Source organism: Roseobacter sp. HKCC-CH-9208, assembly GCF_037805125.1.
Lineage (GTDB): Bacteria > Pseudomonadota > Alphaproteobacteria > Rhodobacterales > Rhodobacteraceae > M30B80.
On the sequence record NZ_JBBLYK010000001.1, the window covers coordinates 471,159 to 488,582 of the forward strand.

Annotated in this window: 17 protein-coding genes; 3 read left to right on the forward strand and 14 right to left on the reverse strand. The window is 43.8% G+C overall.

Annotation, left to right across the window (positions count from 1 at the left end; genetic code table 11):
• Positions 1 to 222 precede the first annotated feature (222 nt).
• Genes AAC621_RS02350 through AAC621_RS02405 form a run of 12 tightly spaced genes read right to left on the reverse strand, consistent with a single transcriptional unit; the run spans position 223 to position 12,943 of the window.
• Positions 223 to 828 carry an HAD family hydrolase gene (locus AAC621_RS02350; protein ID WP_340251843.1) on the reverse strand — a complete coding sequence of 202 codons (606 nt, stop codon included), beginning with the start codon at positions 826 to 828 and terminating at the stop codon, positions 223 to 225.
• Positions 815 to 1,723, reverse strand: coding sequence for an NAD-dependent epimerase/dehydratase family protein (locus tag AAC621_RS02355; RefSeq protein ID WP_340251846.1), 909 nt, complete (start codon positions 1,721 to 1,723; stop codon positions 815 to 817). Before AAC621_RS02355 ends, AAC621_RS02350 begins: the two co-directional genes overlap by 14 nt.
• Complete coding sequence (locus tag AAC621_RS02360) at positions 1,723 to 2,403, reverse strand: acylneuraminate cytidylyltransferase family protein (RefSeq protein ID WP_340251849.1); 681 nt, start codon at positions 2,401 to 2,403, stop codon at positions 1,723 to 1,725. Before AAC621_RS02360 ends, AAC621_RS02355 begins: the two co-directional genes overlap by 1 nt.
• Positions 2,404 to 3,693: a phosphoribosyltransferase family protein gene (locus AAC621_RS02365; RefSeq protein ID WP_340251851.1), complete on the reverse strand. Its 1,290-nt coding sequence runs from the start codon at positions 3,691 to 3,693 to the stop codon at positions 2,404 to 2,406.
• Positions 3,690 to 5,492 (reverse strand): thiamine pyrophosphate-binding protein, encoded by a 1,803-nt coding sequence (locus AAC621_RS02370; protein ID WP_340251854.1) that lies wholly within the window; start codon positions 5,490 to 5,492, stop codon positions 3,690 to 3,692. Before AAC621_RS02370 ends, AAC621_RS02365 begins: the two co-directional genes overlap by 4 nt.
• Positions 5,479 to 6,492 carry a hypothetical protein gene (locus tag AAC621_RS02375; protein WP_340251856.1) on the reverse strand — a complete coding sequence of 338 codons (1,014 nt, stop codon included), beginning with the start codon at positions 6,490 to 6,492 and terminating at the stop codon, positions 5,479 to 5,481. The genes AAC621_RS02370 and AAC621_RS02375 overlap by 14 nt, the downstream gene beginning before the upstream one ends.
• A gap of 3 nt (positions 6,493 to 6,495) precedes the next feature.
• Positions 6,496 to 8,253, reverse strand: a complete 1,758-nt coding sequence (locus tag AAC621_RS02380) for an ABC transporter ATP-binding protein (RefSeq protein WP_340251858.1) — start codon at positions 8,251 to 8,253, stop codon at positions 6,496 to 6,498.
• Position 8,254: 1 nt separating this feature from the next.
• Positions 8,255 to 9,328, reverse strand: a complete 1,074-nt coding sequence (rfbG, locus tag AAC621_RS02385) for a CDP-glucose 4,6-dehydratase (protein WP_340251860.1) — start codon at positions 9,326 to 9,328, stop codon at positions 8,255 to 8,257.
• 5 nt (positions 9,329 to 9,333) lie between these two features.
• A complete protein-coding gene (rfbF, locus tag AAC621_RS02390; RefSeq protein ID WP_340251862.1) occupies positions 9,334 to 10,107 on the reverse strand; it encodes a glucose-1-phosphate cytidylyltransferase in 774 nt (257 codons plus the stop codon).
• On the reverse strand, positions 10,104 to 11,435 hold the full coding sequence (rfbH, locus tag AAC621_RS02395) for a lipopolysaccharide biosynthesis protein RfbH (protein ID WP_340251865.1): 1,332 nt from the start codon (positions 11,433 to 11,435) through the stop codon (positions 10,104 to 10,106). The genes rfbF and rfbH overlap by 4 nt, the downstream gene beginning before the upstream one ends.
• Before the next feature lie 49 nt (positions 11,436 to 11,484).
• Positions 11,485 to 11,970, reverse strand: a complete 486-nt coding sequence (locus tag AAC621_RS02400) for a MarR family EPS-associated transcriptional regulator (protein ID WP_340251867.1) — start codon at positions 11,968 to 11,970, stop codon at positions 11,485 to 11,487.
• Positions 11,971 to 12,007: 37 nt separating this feature from the next.
• A complete protein-coding gene (locus AAC621_RS02405) occupies positions 12,008 to 12,943 on the reverse strand; it encodes a tyrosine-type recombinase/integrase (protein WP_340251869.1) in 936 nt (311 codons plus the stop codon).
• Between the two features lie 14 nt (positions 12,944 to 12,957).
• On the opposite strand from AAC621_RS02405, the gene AAC621_RS02410 reads away from it, so the two are divergent.
• The 3 genes from AAC621_RS02410 (at position 12,958) to AAC621_RS02420 (ending at position 14,329) form a co-directional block, all read left to right on the forward strand.
• Entirely contained in the window at positions 12,958 to 13,194 is a 237-nt protein-coding gene (locus tag AAC621_RS02410) for a helix-turn-helix domain-containing protein (RefSeq protein ID WP_340251871.1), read from the forward strand.
• Positions 13,195 to 13,337: 143 nt separating this feature from the next.
• The gene (locus AAC621_RS02415; protein WP_340251873.1) at positions 13,338 to 13,781 is read left to right on the forward strand and encodes a hypothetical protein; all 444 of its coding nucleotides are present in this window, start codon (positions 13,338 to 13,340) and stop codon (positions 13,779 to 13,781) included.
• On the forward strand, positions 13,781 to 14,329 hold the full coding sequence (locus AAC621_RS02420; RefSeq protein WP_340251875.1) for a hypothetical protein: 549 nt from the start codon (positions 13,781 to 13,783) through the stop codon (positions 14,327 to 14,329). Before AAC621_RS02415 ends, AAC621_RS02420 begins: the two co-directional genes overlap by 1 nt.
• A 71-nt stretch (positions 14,330 to 14,400) precedes the next feature.
• On the opposite strand, the gene AAC621_RS02425 is transcribed toward AAC621_RS02420, so the two are convergent.
• Positions 14,401 to 15,381, reverse strand: a complete 981-nt coding sequence (locus AAC621_RS02425) for a glycosyltransferase (RefSeq protein WP_340251877.1) — start codon at positions 15,379 to 15,381, stop codon at positions 14,401 to 14,403.
• 813 nt (positions 15,382 to 16,194) lie between these two features.
• Positions 16,195 to 17,385 (reverse strand): hybrid nucleoside-diphosphate sugar epimerase/sugar transferase, encoded by a 1,191-nt coding sequence (locus tag AAC621_RS02430; RefSeq protein WP_340251879.1) that lies wholly within the window; start codon positions 17,383 to 17,385, stop codon positions 16,195 to 16,197.
• Positions 17,386 to 17,424 lie beyond the last annotated feature (39 nt).

Genomic DNA, 17,424 nt, shown 5'->3' on the forward strand with positions numbered 1-17,424 from the left:
TCAGCCAGTGCGCTATATGACACGAATAAAATGTACTCCATGGGACTGGTGGATCTGTATAAAATCGCGAAAAAGTTGGGTGAGTATAAGAAGATTTATATTGAAAAAATACTTTAGATTTTCTTCGATTTAAAATTCTCCCGAAAAATTGAAAAAATATGTATATTACGTCAAATATCCGAATAAATAAGCGGATTAGCCGAGATAATTTCGAGAACTTTGCTAGCTGAATTGACATGTAGAATAGCGCTTAACCTCGCCCTGCGAGACCCAAACAAAGTTCACACCAGCTCGAAATGCTGCAATCTGATCATTTTCATGATCGCCAACATAAATAAATCTATGTTTGGTGTCTAACATTTTAATATTTTTTAAAATAACTGCCTTAAATTCAGATCCAAGATCAAAATCATCTGAACAATATATTTGGTCAAAGAATTCAAAAATAGATGAATTTTTAAGGATTATTTCCGTTGGACGACGCCTCTTATTTGTGATAAGAAAAATTGTATGATCTCGCATTCGAAGCGTCTCTAAAAGAGATTTGGCGCCGGTAAATGTTAAATCTGTTAAGCCAATATTATCGTCGTGAAATCTGATAAAAGTGCTCTTAAATAAATCTCTTTTGGACCGATCAATCGATAAAATCTCACATATTTCATCCAGGGAAGGACCAACAAGACTGATATTAACTTGCGCAGCTATTCCGATCGCATCACATGCACACTCTAGGCCTGACAATATCACTCCTGACGTATCAACAAGTGTTCCATCAAGATCAAAGCCGACGCGTCGATAATCATTAAGAATGGGCTCAAGAGTGCGCATTTGACTTCAATTCATCAATTATACGACCTATTCCCTCTTCAAACGGTACCGAAGGTGTCCACCCAACATCATTCTCCAGCCGAGTTGGCTTGCACCTAATTTCAATTAAAGGATCAGGATCGGCAATCTGTCCCAACATTTGCTCAGGCTTTACAGAGAAATAGCTGCTAATAATCTGCACATAATCCTTTAAAAGAAGATGTTCTCCAGCACCAATTACATACAAAATATTGCTAGGAAGTACTTCTGTAATCTTTAGGATTGCTAGTGCAATATCTTCTGAATTGACAAAATCCCAATAGTAATTTCCACTACTGAGGCGCGGAAACTCACCATTGATTAAAGTATTCAACGAAGTCATAATCATGCTACTGCTTCGGTCATTTCGGCCATAAGCGCTCAACACACGCATCCAGTAGAACTTGGTACTGTTCATTTTAGAAATATTTTCAAGGGACTTATATGTTTTCAGTTTATATTTTCCAAATTCGGTAATAGGATTTTCTTCTAATTTCTCTGTAATTATTTTTGATGTAGCGCCATATTCAGCTAGGGATCCAAACCCCATAAAGCTTTTAACGGACTGCAACACACACATTTCAAATAATTTGATTGTTGCAATGTAACTCGCATAGTTTGGAACATCATTAAGCCTATCCAACCCACCGTTCCAAGCGAAATGAACAACATGATCAACATTATCGGGAAAAACAAATCCTTCTAGATTATTTATATCGAAATCAACAGTTTTAAAATTAAATTTTTTTTTGAAATTAACTGATCTGTTAGACGAAGCATGTAATCCAATGACCACATCGTGGCCATGATAAGTTAATAAATTAGACAGAGCGTACCCTAGAGTACCTGTCGCTCCGGTAATAAAGTAAGTAGCCATTAATTTAATCTGGAACTGGACGCATCGTACAACATCCTACATAGGCGGTACTCAAACTCAGTGCAAATGTCGACGCACATATCTTCAGGAACTTGAAGTTTAAATGGGTGGCGGCCCCAATTATATCGCCACGATTTCATAGCAACAGTCGGTGCAATACAGATTGCATTAACAAATTCATACAAGTCTGGCAAAGTATTTAGATTACGTGCATGTAAATCAAATCTAAAATTCAAAGGACCGTTATCATCTAACAAATACCGCTTTACCTTACGTACCGTAATCAGCGAGTCAAAATCTTCTTGTAGCTTTCCAAAGTAACAATCTACTGCATTATTTATGAAACTAGGTGAAATCAGGGGACAAGTAACCGACAACCAAGCGATATGGGGTACACTTACTCGCGTGCTTACGAATTCGACCAAGTCATTGAATAGACTATCTGGCCCTGCCAAAGCGTCAGGCCGAGGTAATACCTCAACATTTAGAGACTTAGCGATTTCTAGAATTTCTTCATCCTCGGAACATACCACAACGTGTTTAAAGGACTTTGATTTTTGTATCGCTTCAATTTTATGAGTTAAAAGGGATCCATTACCGAACGGCAACAAATTTTTATCCTGAAGAATTTTATCAAATTTCCGAACGGCAATTACAGCCGCTATCTCATCAGACTTCATTTAGGATACCTCCCCAAGAAAACATTGAGTACAAATTTGAACGTTTCCTAAAATCTTGTTTATGCGTTTTGAGTCAGATGCATAAATTACATCTTTAACATTGAAGTATGACCCTAATTGCTCCCGGCGAACATAATCTAATAGAACGTTACGCTTAGGCATCATATTATAACCGCATTTCCGGACGTTTGGTGGAGTTGGGATAACGATGGTTATCTGCCTTACACCGCATTCATATAGCATCTCACAAACAATCCGCAGCGTGACACCTGTAAATATAGCTTCATCAACTAGGGCAATGTTTTTGCCCACAATTTTGTCACTAATTACTTTCAACTTGGCGCGAATAAAATTCTTTCTTTGATCCGAATTTTCGATGTCAAAGCTTCTTTTAACGTTAACGTTTCTGTGTATAGCCAGAGCAATTTCTTTATTACACTTTTCGGCAAAGCCTTGAGCATACACCAACCCAGTATCAGGCACAGGCACAACAACATCAATGCTTTCAAGGGTTTCACTCGGCATCTGCTCCACCAGCATTTGACCCAAATTGTATCTAAAATCTCTTACACATCTACCCTTAAAATATGACGCGGGACTTAATCGATAAATTGGTTCTAATGCGCAACTATTTTGAGATCTTAAAAAATTTATAATTTCCGACAGGCTTTTAAATGAAAAATTATTTAAGACAGTTTCATCATTCTCCATAATATTCTTAATTTTATGAAATTTACCGTCTTTCTCTTCATAATATGAAGAAAATTTAGTTAAAAATCCATCCCTTGGACCGATGTGAAGATCTTTTAATATCGATAAGTCTGATACCTCTTGAACCACTTCATCAATTATTGATACTTTGATTTTTTTTAAGCCTCTATTTTTCTTATATTCCGCCTCAAAATTTACTACGTTTCGTCTCGACAATATTTCTCCACATATTAAGTAAGTAATTTCACTACTTACAACGCCCAATGCCAATGCATAACGTTTTAAATTTGAAATATCTTGCGGCGTTTTCCCATCTAAAACGATGAATTTTTTCATGTGTTGTTTTCTAAATTGCCCAGTTTTAGAAAAACTATGAATTTTCTCAAGGAAGATGTTGATCTTTAGAGCATCATAATGATCAATAAAAATAAAATGACTTAAAGGCCCTCGATCGCTTTCGTTATCATTTGACTTTTTTATTTCGTCAAAATAATCTAAGACCCTATGTTTTCGGTTTAAAATCTGCAAAACTCTGTTTTTATCAACAGTGCCAAAAAAAGATACAAAAATTGAATTCATTTTAATTTAAATTTATTTTTCTCTATTTCTTCTTTAGATAGAAATGGATACATATCCTCTAACTCTGGTGTACTAAATGTACCATCATCTAGCAATTTAGACATTAGCTTAGGCTTAAAATCTTCATCTGGATCTATGTATACCTCGCAAACTACAGGACCTCGTAACTTTAAGACTTCATTAACTATTTTATTAATATCTTTTTGTTTTTTAATATATTTATATGTTATTTCAAAGGCTGCAGATATTTTTTCAAAATTTGGAAGCTCCAATCCACTGGTTGGATCAGCACCACAAAACCCACGAGTTTCAGCAGAAAACATGTTTTTTTGCGTTTGTCGGATTGAGTGATACCCATTATTGTTTAAAATGAATATTTTTATATTTAATTTATTTGTTATTATTGTCTGAAGCTCTTGCAAGTTCATCATTATTGATCCGTCGCCCTCCACACAAACTGTGGGCACGTTTTCAGAATTCACAAACGCAGCAGCTCCTAACGCGGAAGCAATTCCATAACCCATACTCGAGGCGCCTGCATTAGTGAACACCCGAGTATTTTGCTTTACGACAAAACTTTGTAAACCCACCACACAAGCGGCTCCATTAGCTAACGTCGTAACGCTTCGAGTTGGTAATTGCTCTGATAAACTTCTAAAAAATTCGTAGCTACTTACAAAACCAGCTTCGTCATTCAAAACACTGCCAGTAACCGAATATTTTATATTTCTATCATGACACCAGCTATTCCATTCGTCCCAACAGCGCCTTGGTGTATTCACGTTCGAAATTACCAGTGAACAAAAGTCTTCAATGGATCCCAAAACAGCCAAATCTACATGAATTGTCGGTTTATCTAATTCTGCACTGTCGCAAGTCACGTAACATAACTTTGCATTTTTAGCAAAGCTCTGCCAGTTATAGCTTATTTGTCGGATCGACAGCTGACAGCCGAGAGCTATTAACAAATCACAGTCTTGAACTGTAAAGTTACCGCCACGATTTCCAATTGTTCCCGGTCGTCCTGCATAATTGCTATGATCATCACAAATTTGATCGTGTGCATTCCATTCTGTCACAACCGGTATATTCAAGCATTCGGCGAGTTGGAGCGCACTTGAAACACAATCCTGCATGCGAATTTCTTCGCCAAACATCAAAACCGGTTTCTTGGAGCGCTTTAATAAAGTTACGAGCTCGTCAGCCTTACGTTCTAAATTGGTGTTGGTATGCGCGCTTATTCTATCCATAGCGCTCAAGTTAGAATAGTTCGCCATAGGCGATGATTGGATATCAACGGGTATGTCAAGCCAAACTGGCCCCATTTTGCCACTTAAGGCCTGACCGTACGCTTCTTCTAAACAGCTAGAGACCTCCGATGCATTTTTGATTTGCATGGAATACTTTGTGATCGGTTCACACAATGAAATGATGTTTGATTCTTGGAATGCAAGATAGCGAACTTTTGCAGAGGTAGACGTTGACAATGTATCGGATCTCATTTGTCCAGACACAACAAACATCGGAATGGCATCCTGCCAAGCCCCATATACCCCTGGAATAGCATTAACTGCACCCGGCCCAGACGTAACACAAACCAGTGCTGGCTTGTAGTTAACTCGAGCATATCCTTCCGCAGCAATTGCGGCCGCAGTTTCATTATGACAGTAGATTACGCGTAAATCAGAGCAATGTCCAAATGCATCGTTTAAAAACATTGCTCCACCGCCCGTCACCGTAAAGCAAGTATCAATTCCAAGTTCCACTAATCTGCTTGCAATATATTCAGCAACGTTCATTTTTAATCTCACTTAAAATGCGGTCGGCAACTACAGGGTCAAATGTTGCGCCAACACCCTCTTCATATATTTTCTGAATGCACGAGTAACATATCGGATAAGGCTCTCCCCTCTCCACGATAAAGTATTCGGGATAGGACCTATGCACCTTGAGCAGAGCTGAAGTTACGTATCCTGGATCGTAACCCCAGGAATACTTTTCCTTATATGCTCTCATGGGCCACTGGAGTGCGCGATTCAACTCATTAATTTTATAGTCACTCACCCCATGAGTATTCAAATAACCCGCCAACAACTCGGTTGGAAGGTTTCCCGGACTTCGGCCCATGCCCCACAGTGAGCTGTCCACAAGCAAGTTGTCAAAAGCAGAGTCAAACGAAATAAATTCTAGTGCGAGTGACAGTGCAAGTGACAAATTTTCATGCAAGTGCACCCCAACAGCACAAGATTTATTTAAATTTTGATTCAACACATCAAACTTTCGACGCAGATGCTCTAAATTTAACCCACCAAATGTATCGACGATATTTATACCATCAGGTTCAATTACTTTAATCCTCTTTAAAATTTCAGAAAATTCATCATCTGAGTACTGGAGAATATTTACGGGGTTTAGATAGACGGAATAGCCAAGACTTTTGACTTTCGTGGCTTGCCTGATGGTTTCATCTATATCTTGTTTCCTAAAGGCAAACCGTAAAATATCCACAGATGATGAATAGCTAATTACTGAGGCATCGTACCAATCCGGCCGAACCATTAAAGCAATCTTGGACTTTACCTCCAAATCCTTCAAAATGTCTTCGACTGTCTGTATATCGGGAAACAAGGTTGTCCCAATTGAATAAGAGTTACCCTTTAAAAAACCCACTTCTATGATGTCAATTAATCCATCAGAAAGCCGACAACATATTTCTTTAATCTCATCACTACCAAACAAAAAATTATTTACGTGACCACCATCTCTAAGTGTACAATCCAAAACACTAATTTTCTTCATAATCTAAACCTCTTGATCTGAAGACACCAATGATCCAGCTTCAAGGCGCAACACGAGATCACAGTGCAATAAAGCTGTTTTGCTATGCGCAATCATCAGGATAGGTATTGTCTCAGAAAGCTTCTTTAATAGGGTCAAAATTGAATTTTCTGTCACCGCATCGAGAGCACTGGTTGGTTCATCTAATACCAAAATATCTGGCTCTCGATACAATGCCCTAGCCAACGACAATCGTTGTTTTTGCCCCCCAGAGAGAGCCCCCCCACGATCTCCAAGCGTCGTCCTCAGTCCGTAGGGAAGGCTGGCCACAACGTCCGAAAGACCGACTTGAACCATTAGCCTCAAAACTTTTTCCGCGTCTATCTGCTCCTCCGGGATACCCAACGCCACATTTAAAAGAAAGGTATCGTTTATTATGGCGGGATCCTGAGGCACGTGGCCAAAGCGGCGTCGAAGATCCAAGTAATTTCTTGAAGTATAGCTTGTACCACAGACAACTAAATCACCTTCGAATGGCAACCCAATGCCCATTACTGAATCCAACAGCGTAGTTTTACCAATACCTGAGCGGCCCGTTATCCCTATCAGTTTTCCAGCAGGCAAACCAATTTCCAAGTCTTTTACTACGTGATTTCCGTCAAAGCCAACCAAGCTAAAGCTCTTAAACTCTAAGCTACAACTGACACTTTTTCTTTTGGCGTTGAATGACTGTGAGCGAGTAGTTTTCAAGTTTTTACTCTCAGTCGTACTTAAATTAACGTGCCCAATCTCACCGACGAAGCCGTTAACTAATGAGTTCGAAAATTGAAGTTGTGTAATGGCATGAAAAAGGCGATTCAAAGCGGGAAGCATTCGGTACCCTATCATAAGCATAGTTACCGATGATGACGCTATATCGGGATAATTATCAGCACTCACATCTAACTTTAAAAAAACTATAAAAACTCCTAAAAATATTAGGATCTCTAAAAAATATTTCGGGATTGGACCTAATGCTTGACTGTCCGCCAAACTGCGGCTGTAAGCATAAGATGCCTGATTAAACTTATCTTGAAAGAAAGCTTCAAGACCTATCAGTTTTACTGCCTTAAATGAATGTAGGGCAGCCTCCACAATTGAAAACCTTTTTTTATTTGCCTCTACCCTTTCAAAACCTTTTTTTGACAGCACTTTTCGGTACCCGTAGAAAAAAGAAATACAGGCGAAAGTGAATAACCCTAGCACAATAGCAGTAATTTTTGGATAGGCTAGAAAGGATAAACCCGTTAAGAAAAAGATGCTGACACCTTGCGTTAATAACGTTATGAGTGGGTGCAGATATCCATTTACAATATTGGGGCTTTCTGAAAATAAGTTTTTCTTTATTTGGTCCGTTCCTTTTGATATCACCGAATAAATATCATCAAATAAATATTTTTGTAATAATTTTAATGAAATAAAGTGCTCATATAGCACAACGACATATATTTCTAAGTAATTGTAAACTGCCCGCGTAAATATTGAACAAAAAAATAAAAAAGCCAGCATATAGGAAAAATTTTTCTCACTGGCATTACCGAAAAGAAACATTAATTTATTCAGAAAATTGTTTGAATGTCCTTGACTTAATGTGTTTGAATCCAAAAAAATAGAAATTAGCATACCAAGGGAAATTATTCCAATTACCTCAAGAATGGAAGCAATGAACCCAAAGACCAAAAGAGCGTAAAATCTCAACCGCCTGCCTTCAGTTAAGATGAAAAAAGGTTGTAAAAGCTTCACGTTAGCACAACAATTCTGTATACAAGTTTATCTGACGATCTGTCACAGCACTTGCTGAAGTGTAATTTAAAGCTTCTTCGTACCAGATCCACGTAAGATCTAACGCAGTAGCCAATTCAAATACAGGTTTCCAACCCAATTGAGACTGAGCCTTGTTAATGTTTAAGTTTAGCAAGTTGCTTTCTTTTATTATATTATTTTTATTTTCTTGAAAATCGATATCTATTTTTAAACGGTCAGAAAAATATTCGACAATTTGCTTTACTGACCAGTGATCTTTAGGACTTGGGCCAAAATTAAACGAGTCAAATTCTGGTGTAGGGTTATTGTAACCTCTTTGAGCGAGAGCAATATAACCTGCAATCGGCTCCAAGACGTGTTGCCATGGTCGAACTGCTCCAGGATTACGTATTACGAGTTGCTTTTTTGCGCTATATGATCGGAATAGGTCTGGTATGAGCCTGTTTACGGCTATGTCCCCACCCCCGATCACATTACCAGCCCTTGCGTTGTATACCGAAATTCCCTGCTCGATGAGAAATGAATGGGAGAAGGAAGACGCAATTATATCGGCACAACTTTTACTTCCAGAATAAGGATCTTTACCACTTAGTTTATCTTCCTCTTGGAAAGCCCTACCACTCTCATCATTGTAATATACTTTATCAGACGTCACGTTTATGATTGTTTTGGTTGTCTTTGATTGCCTTATTGCCTCAAATACAACTGAAGTCCCCATGACATTTGTGGAAATTGTATGCAGTGGGTCGTCGTATGATTGCGAAACGATTGGTTGTGCAGCCAAATGAAAAACTATTTCAGGGCGTTCTTGGTTAACTATTAAGTTAAAATCTTCAAAATTCCGTATGTCACAATTGTATGTTCGCATGTTGTTTGGCAAACAGTAAGTTGAAATTAAGCTTGGTGATGAACTTGTCGGGATTGACACTCCCACCAAATCTGCTCCCAAAGTGGAAAGCCAGTAAGACAACCAACCGCCTTTAAAGCCGGTGTGGCCAGTAATTAAAACCTTACGGCCACTCCAAAAATTATGTGAAATGAGTTGTCGATACATAATTGTCAACGCCAAGTAGCCCAAGGAGCTTTTCCGGCATCCCATAAACTCTGAAGCTTTTGCTTATCTCGAACAGTATCCATAGGATGCCAGAAGTCGGTGTGTTCAAATGCCATTAACTCGCCATCCTGCGCTAGCTTTCTAAGCGGGGTTTCTTCCCAAACAGTGCTATCGCCATCAATATAGTTAATTGCCTCTATATTAAGTACAAAAAAACCGCCATTTATTGCGGCACCATCGCCCCTAGGCTTCTCACTGAAGTTTGTAACCAATTTATCATTTAGAGTAAGCGCGCCAAACCGACCTGGTGGATACACGGCGCTTAGCGTTGCAATGCGTTCATGGGACCTATGAAACTCGATTGATTTCTTAATGTTAATATTCGACAGCCCATCTCCGTATGTCATACAGAATGAGGAGTCATCCTCCAAATATTTTCGTATGCGCAGCAACCTCCCGCCGGTCATGGTATTCTCGCCAGTATCTATCAATTTTACTTTCCATGGCTCCGACCGCGGATGTATTATGTTAACCGAATTTTTTGTTAAATCCACCTCAACATCAGACATATGCATCAAATAATTTGAAAAATATTCTTTTAAAATGTAGCCCTTATAACCACAACATATTATAAAATCATTTATTCCGTGATGCGAATAATGTTTCATTATATGCCAAATTATCGGCCTACCACCAATTTCAACCATTGGCTTTGGCTTTAAATATGTTTCTTCACTTAATCGGGTTCCTAAGCCACCCGCAAGGATCACTGCTTTCATTGATTGAATTCCTTATTAACAATTATTTTAAGACATTCACAAACATAGTCTAAATGCTTTTTACTTAGTCCAGGCCAAACCCCAACCCAAAACGCATTGTTCATAATAAAATCAGTATTATCGAGTAAACCACTGACACGGAAGTTTTCATTTTGAAACCCAGGCTGCTTTGTTAAATTTCCTGCAAACAAAAGTCGGGTACCTACTTTAAAAGCTTCAAGGCTGCTGACTACAGAGGTTCTTGAAAGCTTCTGTGGCTCGCGAACCGTCAAAAGATATCCGAACCAAGATGGGTTGGTGTTCTTTGTAGCACATGGCAAGCTAAAATATTTATCAAGTTCAGCTTCCCGTAATTGATCTGTGAGGTAGGCGAAATTTTCCCTACGACGTTGGATAAAATAATCCACTTTGCTTAATTGGCTTAAGCCCACGGCCGCCTGCATATCAGAAACCTTTAGATTATAGCCAACGTGACTGTATGTGTATTTGTGGTCATAACCCTCAGGTAACCCGCCCAACTGCCAATCAAATCGCTTGCCACAGGTATTATCTTTTCCAGGCTCGCAATAGCAGTCCCTACCCCAGTCACGAAAACTTTCGCAGATCCGGGCCAAACGTAGACTGTCCATGAGTACTGCGCCGCCCTCTCCCATTGTTATATGGTGGGCAGGATAAAAACTTAGAGTTGAGAGATCACCAAAAGTGCCCACAAGTCTTTCAGACCCATCTGCCATAGTGACGGTAGCCCCAAAGGCATCGCAACAATCCTCAATCAAATAAAGACTGTGTTCATCGCATATTTCTCGTATCGCAACGACATCAAACGGATTTCCCAAACTGTGTGCGATCATGATTGCACGCGTTTTGCTGGTAACTGCGCGACGCACCGCTTCTACACATACGTTGTGAGTATCAAGATCAATGTCGACGAATACAGGAACACAGCCATTTTGAATAATAGGGGCTACCGTGGTTGGAAATCCGGCCGCCACAGTGATAACTTCATCACCAGGCTTGATACGCTTTTCACCAAGTTTCCAAGAAGTAAGTGTTGAAAAAGCGAGCAAGTTTGCAGCTGAACCTGAAACCGTTAACTTTGCCAGCTTGCGGCCACATTTTTTTGCCAACTTAGGTTCAAACTGCGCAGCAAACCTGCCCGCAGTCAGCCACATGTCGAGGGACGCATCCACAAGAGAAGCACAGTCATCTGCATCTAGCACCTTACCAGACACTGGCACGTAACTTACACCAGGCTCGAATGGCACTTCAGAAAACTTTTGGTCAAAATACTCCCTGCTGGCCGATAAAATGTCTGACTTTTTAATCATTAATTACTATTTGCCCCCAAAATTAAGAAATTACGAAATATAGATCCCTTCAGTCCTTTATATCGTCAGGCCTGTAGTCCAAGTTGTCTAATTCAGACACCAGAGTATCTAACTCATGCTTCAATGTTTGATACTCAAGCGCCTTCCGGATCAAAAATTCATGGGCTAAAGCTAATTTAGCCGACATACCCTCTGGAGTTAGCAGGTACAGATAGCGCAACTTATTGTCGCTCTCACGAAAATTACGCACCTTCACAAAACCTTTTTCAATCAATGCATTAATGCAATAGTTTACGGCGCCAGCACTAACGCCAAGCTCTTGTGCGATCTGCCGGTGAGACATCTGAGGATTATTCTCAAGCAAGCGAAGAATACGAAACCTCAGGTCATTTCGGTTGGACTTTGAGTTACGTTCAAAGCTACCGCACGAAGCCTTACCCGCAAGCTCCGATATAACATCATTAAATTGCTTAGCTTTTGATGCGTTCACGCGTGAACGCATATCAGACATCCCCAAAAAGGCAAGGCAAATCATTGAGTGAACCTTAGCGAAAAATTTACGATATTGGAGATTAGGGTTTGGCACTTTCTAACCAAACATTGTGCCCCGCAGCTTCAAGATAGCGAGAAACACTTGCCATAGACCGCCACCCGCCAGCCCGCATAATATCGGAACTGCTTCGACCCATTTTAAGAAGCTCCTGAGCTGCGCCTACCCTCAGAGCGTGTCCAGTATATTTACGGGCTTCATTTAGACCTATTTCAGAAATTGCGCGGCGCACGCTGCGCTGGACGGTGACTGGATCAAGGATTCGATCAATAACATGCTCACGATATACCGGGCCAAATAAGAATTCGTTATTTGCGGTCTTTTCAAGCCATCTCAGAACCAACTCAGACGTTGTCTCTGTAAGGTATGCCCACCTTCCCCGGCAAATTTGATCCGTCTTGCTGCGCCGAATTAATACGCGCCCACTCGCCAAATTTACGATCTGAACATCACTCACTCGAATATTAACAATCTCAGATCGACGTGCCACAGCGTCAAATCCAACGGAAATCATAGTTGCGTCGCGGAGGTGCCTCACAGAGCGATGTGACAAACCCACAATCTCATTGACGTTCTCACGTGTCAGACCCATAGACTGCCTCTGAGGTACACTCGCAGAACGATGAGCGCGCCTAAGGGCAAGTTTCACCATCTCGAAACTTGTAGGATCGTCCAAATCCAGTAAGCGGTGAATTTTTCCAACCGAGACCCCATATCTCCGGACAGTGGCCGGCGCCTTGGTGAGGGACTGATCATCTAAAAATTTTGCAACCGTAAAAGCTTTACTGGGCAAAGGAGTAAAGCCAAATTTATCGCACCATTGAACAAAGATACAGAAATCGCGATAGTAGGCGTCAATCGTCGATTTGGCATACGCGCCCCTGAGAATTTCGAGGGCTGTGGTCCATTCGAATGTTGGATTTCGTGTCGCAAACATGTTTGTCCGAATATCGGACATTTTGGATTATGTCAATGATCAACGGACTGCAGATAAAGATGGCACGGGCGGCCCTTGGACTTTCACTGCAAGATCTTGCAGTGAGCGCTGGCCTGTCGGAAAAAACGATAAGACGACTAGAAGCTAATGGGCATAGCGCAAACGGATCTATGAAAACTGTCAATGCCATCAAAAACGCTTTGGAAGCCGCCGGCATCGAATTCATCGGAACACCAGACAACCGGCCTGGCATCCGCATCACCACCAAGTGAGACACTGGCTATAACAACCTGAAACACACTGAGACAGGCGCGAGACAGAAGCTCAATAAACATTGAAATTTCCATCATTTTAGATTTGACATGTTCTTTATTTGTTCCAAAATCTTTACAGATCAATTGCAAGGATTTGGAATATGAATAAGTCCCTCCCCATCCTGACTGGGCCCATCCTCTCCGTCGGAGAGGAGCCCCACGACTTTCAAATTCACTTTAATGCCATCGAAGCACACTTCAAACCTGTCGGTGCCTTCGAGGTGCGACAAGTCGAACTCATTGCATACTGCGATCTGGAGATCGACCGCAACCGCCGCCGCATGAAGTCATATATGGAGCGCGCAATCGACAGATACGCGAACGAAGTCGGGCCAATGCTCGACGCTGATCCGTCGATACATCCGCAAATCATTACAACTCGTGCTGCCACTTGCGCTTATGTCGACAACAGAAATGCAATCGTACTCTACGAACAAAATATTCGATCTGCTGAGCAGAGACGCCGACAACTGATTGCCGATCTCGAACACTACCAAAGGCAACGCAAATTTGCAGAAGTCGAGGAAGCTGAGGAGACGCAGTGATGGCGACACAACGCCAAATTTTAGCCAACCGCCAAAACGCCGTCGCTAGCACTGGTCCTAAGACGCATTATGGCAAACAAAAATCCGCAATAAACGGCGTCAAACACGGCCTCAATCAACCACCGCCTGCCGAACAAGTCCTTGAGTACCTCAAGCCTCTGCTCGCCGATTACGAAATCGATGTTTCACATTGCCACGACACAGACCTCGGGCGCGCCCTGCTCGCCATCGCGACAGCAGAAGCACAAATCGATCGCGTCCTTTTGGTGATTGCAAACGCTCCAGACCATGAGGACGAGCGAAAGCGCTCACATTTCTCGACGGAGACTATGCTCATGTTCCCGCGACGTGACGAATACGATGCGATTATGCGTCAATCAGTCAAACTCATTGACTGGTGTGAACGCAATAGGATCAAAAAGACATACTCGAACCCAAAGACGCTCAACCGGTACCTCGACGCTGCAATCAATGCCCGAAGGAAGGCAGTAAAGCGACTGCATGCTATTTTACTCAATTTTTCCGAAACGAAGCCAATTTCGCCGTGAGGTTGTATAATTCTAAAATTAGAGCGCAGTGTTATTGTTTCTGATCACGCCTTCAGCGAGACACCCATCAATTACATCTGGCGGCCATTAATGCTGTCGAACAATTCAAAATAAGCATCAACGACGCCATCTCTATCAAATCGCTCCGACAGTGTGGCTCGAGCTCCATCCGACAGGTGCTGGCGAAGGCCAGGATCCTGTTGAAGCCGGAGCAGTGCAGCAGCTATGGCGCCAGGATCACTCAATGGCACCAACAGTGCGTCACGGCCGTCCGTGGCATACCAATTCGGTCCGTCTGTCTGAGTGGCGACAGACGCCACACCGACGCGCCAAGCCTCAATAAGTGCATTACCAAGCGGCTCGTCTCGCGACGGCAAGACAAATGCGTCAGCCGCTCCGATCACCTCGGTCGGGTCATCTCTCCAGCCTGCGAAGCGCACGCGATCAGACACCCCCAAATCCTCCGACTGCCACTTGAGAGCTTCTGCCTCTGGACCATCACCGACCAGCCACAAATAAGCGCCGGGGACGTGAGCAATTGCATCAATCAGAAGGTCGAACCCCTTAACGCGCGTGAAGCGGCCGGCGCCACATACAACAAATGCACCATCGGGCGTGTCGAGCCCCCCGCGCGATATCGGAGCACTCGACACTGGTCGAGAGAAGTTAGAAATAATTGGGGCGTCGCCATTCCAACCAATTCCGTAAATGTGTCGCGCTATGCTGGGGTTGTTACACACGACTGCATCAAGTCCGGTAAAGTGGCGCACGTGTCGGGGGTAATCTCCAAGTCGTACGACTTTAGCTGCCGGCACTCCGCGCGGTATCAGACGAGCAGCAGGCGCTCTCCACGCCATAATCGCGTCAGGCTTAAATTCTCTGATGGATCTGTGAAGGCGCCACAGATCGAACATCCCCCTTGGCGTCCTCCTCAGGAACTGCCCCTCGACGACATCACCAAATCCCTCCAATTCACTACGCCAAGCGCGTTTCGGTCGAATGGCAAATGCCTGATCAATGCCGCGTCCGTTAAAGGCCTCAGACAGCGTCACGAAGAAGCGCTCAGTGCCTCCATCCGTCCCCGGCTGTATGTGGAATATCCTCTTAACGCTCACCAGAACCGCCCAAATTATTTATGACCACCGTCAACCGATAGAATAAATGCTCTACTTGCACCACTCTGGGATAACGGAGCGATACTCTGGACAATACTCATCCCATGCATACCACACATCCGTCGCTCCAATTGCGAAGTGGACTGCGACCCACGTGTCCCTCATCCTGCGATAGAGCGCCTCAGTGTGTGTGCCATCCATAAAATCCATGAAGTCAGAATTCGGGTCCCAATTGCGGCGGTACCAAGGAGTGTCTCTGAGATCGATTGGAGCGCCACCCGGCCTCTGAGGGGCAAGAGACGCAAATGCCACGTCGCCCGACACGCGCAAATCGTTGACGACGAACTCTATGGGCTGGCCAAGGTCCCACTCGACATGCGGACGTATTGCATCCATCAGTGCTGACCGCGTCGCAGTGCCTCGCTCCGGCTCGTAGTAGCTTTGAGCTGCAGCAGGGCTCACGCACCAATTTGCAACCACCAAAATTATCGCAAAAATTACGCGCTCCACGTGACCCTCCCAAACATAATTTGACCGCGACATGAGACGCCAATGCACGAAAATTTGCAACCGCTGACCATGATCAAAATCCAACGGGCACGCAGCAAATTTCACAAACGGATAAATATACTAAGAAATTGATTTTATCTTAAGAAACGCGTTCCACGCGCGTGGCTGCGTCTTTGGAGTGTTTTTCAAGATTTTCAAATGTCGCGAAACATCAGTTATCAAACACGCGCAAAATCAATCTCATTTCCCCACGCGATCGCCCTGCCCCGCCCCAAGGGCGGTTTGCAAGATCAACCGAATGTCCAAAATTAGACCGCGCAGCGCGATGTAGCGGGCATCCCATGCAACGAGGCGCGCGGGGTCGCTCATATCCACGCCCGCAACTTGGGCAAGACCTGAGATGCCGGGGCGAGTGTCCAAAACACCCGCCTGACCGCGCAGGCGTACCAATTCCTCTTGAGCGGGCAGGCAGGGGCGTGGGCCAATAAGGCTCATGTCACCCCAAAGCACGTTCCAAAGCTGTGGCAACTCATCAAGTTTATATCGGCGCAGCTTGGCGCCCAAGGGCGTGACGGCGGCGCTAGACACCTCATGGGTGCTCACCTGTTTCGTGCCAATTGCCATGGTGCGGAATTTGTAGCAGGTGAAAACCTGCCCGCCACGGCCCACGCGCGGTTGCGCGAAAATTGCAGGGCCATCGCCCTCTTTGCGGATCAAAGCCCACAAGATTAGCATAGGCAGCGCGAATAGGATCAAGCCACCCACTGCGGCAGCTAAATCCATCACGCGGCTGACCGCGCGATAGGTGAGGTTTCCCGACTGCCCGTCACTCAGCACAAGCTCACGCGGGGCCGTCCCCGCGTGATCACACAACCACTCCGCAAGGCGCGTCACGGACAGGGTCGGCTTCAGCGCCGAAATCGGGCCAAAGGCAAACCGCGCCAGAGACGTGGGTAAGCGGTTTAGATGGCGCAGCGCGCCTGCGAATGTCGCGCCATAAATCGCGGGCAGATAAAGATGCACAACATCCCCCCCCACCGCGTCAACTGCGGCAACACCATCGCGCTTGCTTTGCGCATAAGCGGATCGGTTGCCTGCCTCCAAAGCATGGGTTGAGCTGACATTGATAAACCGCACCCCCGCATCCTGCGCCGCCTGCGCAAGCGTGGCTGCGAATTCCACATTGACGGACTGATAGGCGCTCAGGCTTGCCCCCGCATCTGAATTCACCACCGCCAAATTAAGCAGCAGATCTGCCCCCTGCAGCGCCTGCGATAGGTTTGCATAATCCGACACCGCACAATCGGGGAATTTCGCCTGCAGCGCCTCAGGGATGCGGCCCAGCAGCATCACATCTGCGCCGCGCACGCGCAATTCGGGCACCAGCATTCGCCCCACAAACCCGCTCGCCCCTGCAATGACAATGCGCATGGCATCCCCCCTCATGTTGCGCCATGTTCTGTCTGATTG

Excerpts from the sequence above, each read along its gene's own strand:
- AAC621_RS02350 (WP_340251843.1), bottom strand. The coding sequence starts at position 828 with ATGCGCACTCTTGAGCCCATTCTTAATGATTATCGACGCGTCGGCTTT.
- AAC621_RS02355 (WP_340251846.1), bottom strand. The coding sequence starts at position 1,723 with ATGGCTACTTACTTTATTACCGGAGCGACAGGTACTCTAGGGTACGCT.
- AAC621_RS02360 (WP_340251849.1), bottom strand. The coding sequence starts at position 2,403 with ATGAAGTCTGATGAGATAGCGGCTGTAATTGCCGTTCGGAAATTTGAT.
- AAC621_RS02365 (WP_340251851.1), bottom strand. The coding sequence starts at position 3,693 with ATGAATTCAATTTTTGTATCTTTTTTTGGCACTGTTGATAAAAACAGA.
- AAC621_RS02370 (WP_340251854.1), bottom strand. The coding sequence starts at position 5,492 with ATGAACGTTGCTGAATATATTGCAAGCAGATTAGTGGAACTTGGAATT.
- AAC621_RS02375 (WP_340251856.1), bottom strand. The coding sequence starts at position 6,492 with ATGAAGAAAATTAGTGTTTTGGATTGTACACTTAGAGATGGTGGTCAC.
- rfbG (WP_340251860.1), bottom strand. The coding sequence starts at position 9,328 with ATGTATCGACAACTCATTTCACATAATTTTTGGAGTGGCCGTAAGGTT.
- rfbF (WP_340251862.1), bottom strand. The coding sequence starts at position 10,107 with ATGAAAGCAGTGATCCTTGCGGGTGGCTTAGGAACCCGATTAAGTGAA.
- rfbH (WP_340251865.1), bottom strand. The coding sequence starts at position 11,435 with ATGATTAAAAAGTCAGACATTTTATCGGCCAGCAGGGAGTATTTTGAC.
- AAC621_RS02400 (WP_340251867.1), bottom strand. The coding sequence starts at position 11,970 with ATGATTTGCCTTGCCTTTTTGGGGATGTCTGATATGCGTTCACGCGTG.
- AAC621_RS02405 (WP_340251869.1), bottom strand. The coding sequence starts at position 12,943 with ATGTCCGATATTCGGACAAACATGTTTGCGACACGAAATCCAACATTC.
- AAC621_RS02410 (WP_340251871.1), top strand. The coding sequence starts at position 12,958 with ATGATCAACGGACTGCAGATAAAGATGGCACGGGCGGCCCTTGGACTT.
- AAC621_RS02415 (WP_340251873.1), top strand. The coding sequence starts at position 13,338 with ATGAATAAGTCCCTCCCCATCCTGACTGGGCCCATCCTCTCCGTCGGA.
- AAC621_RS02420 (WP_340251875.1), top strand. The coding sequence starts at position 13,781 with ATGGCGACACAACGCCAAATTTTAGCCAACCGCCAAAACGCCGTCGCT.
- AAC621_RS02430 (WP_340251879.1), bottom strand. The coding sequence starts at position 17,385 with ATGCGCATTGTCATTGCAGGGGCGAGCGGGTTTGTGGGGCGAATGCTG.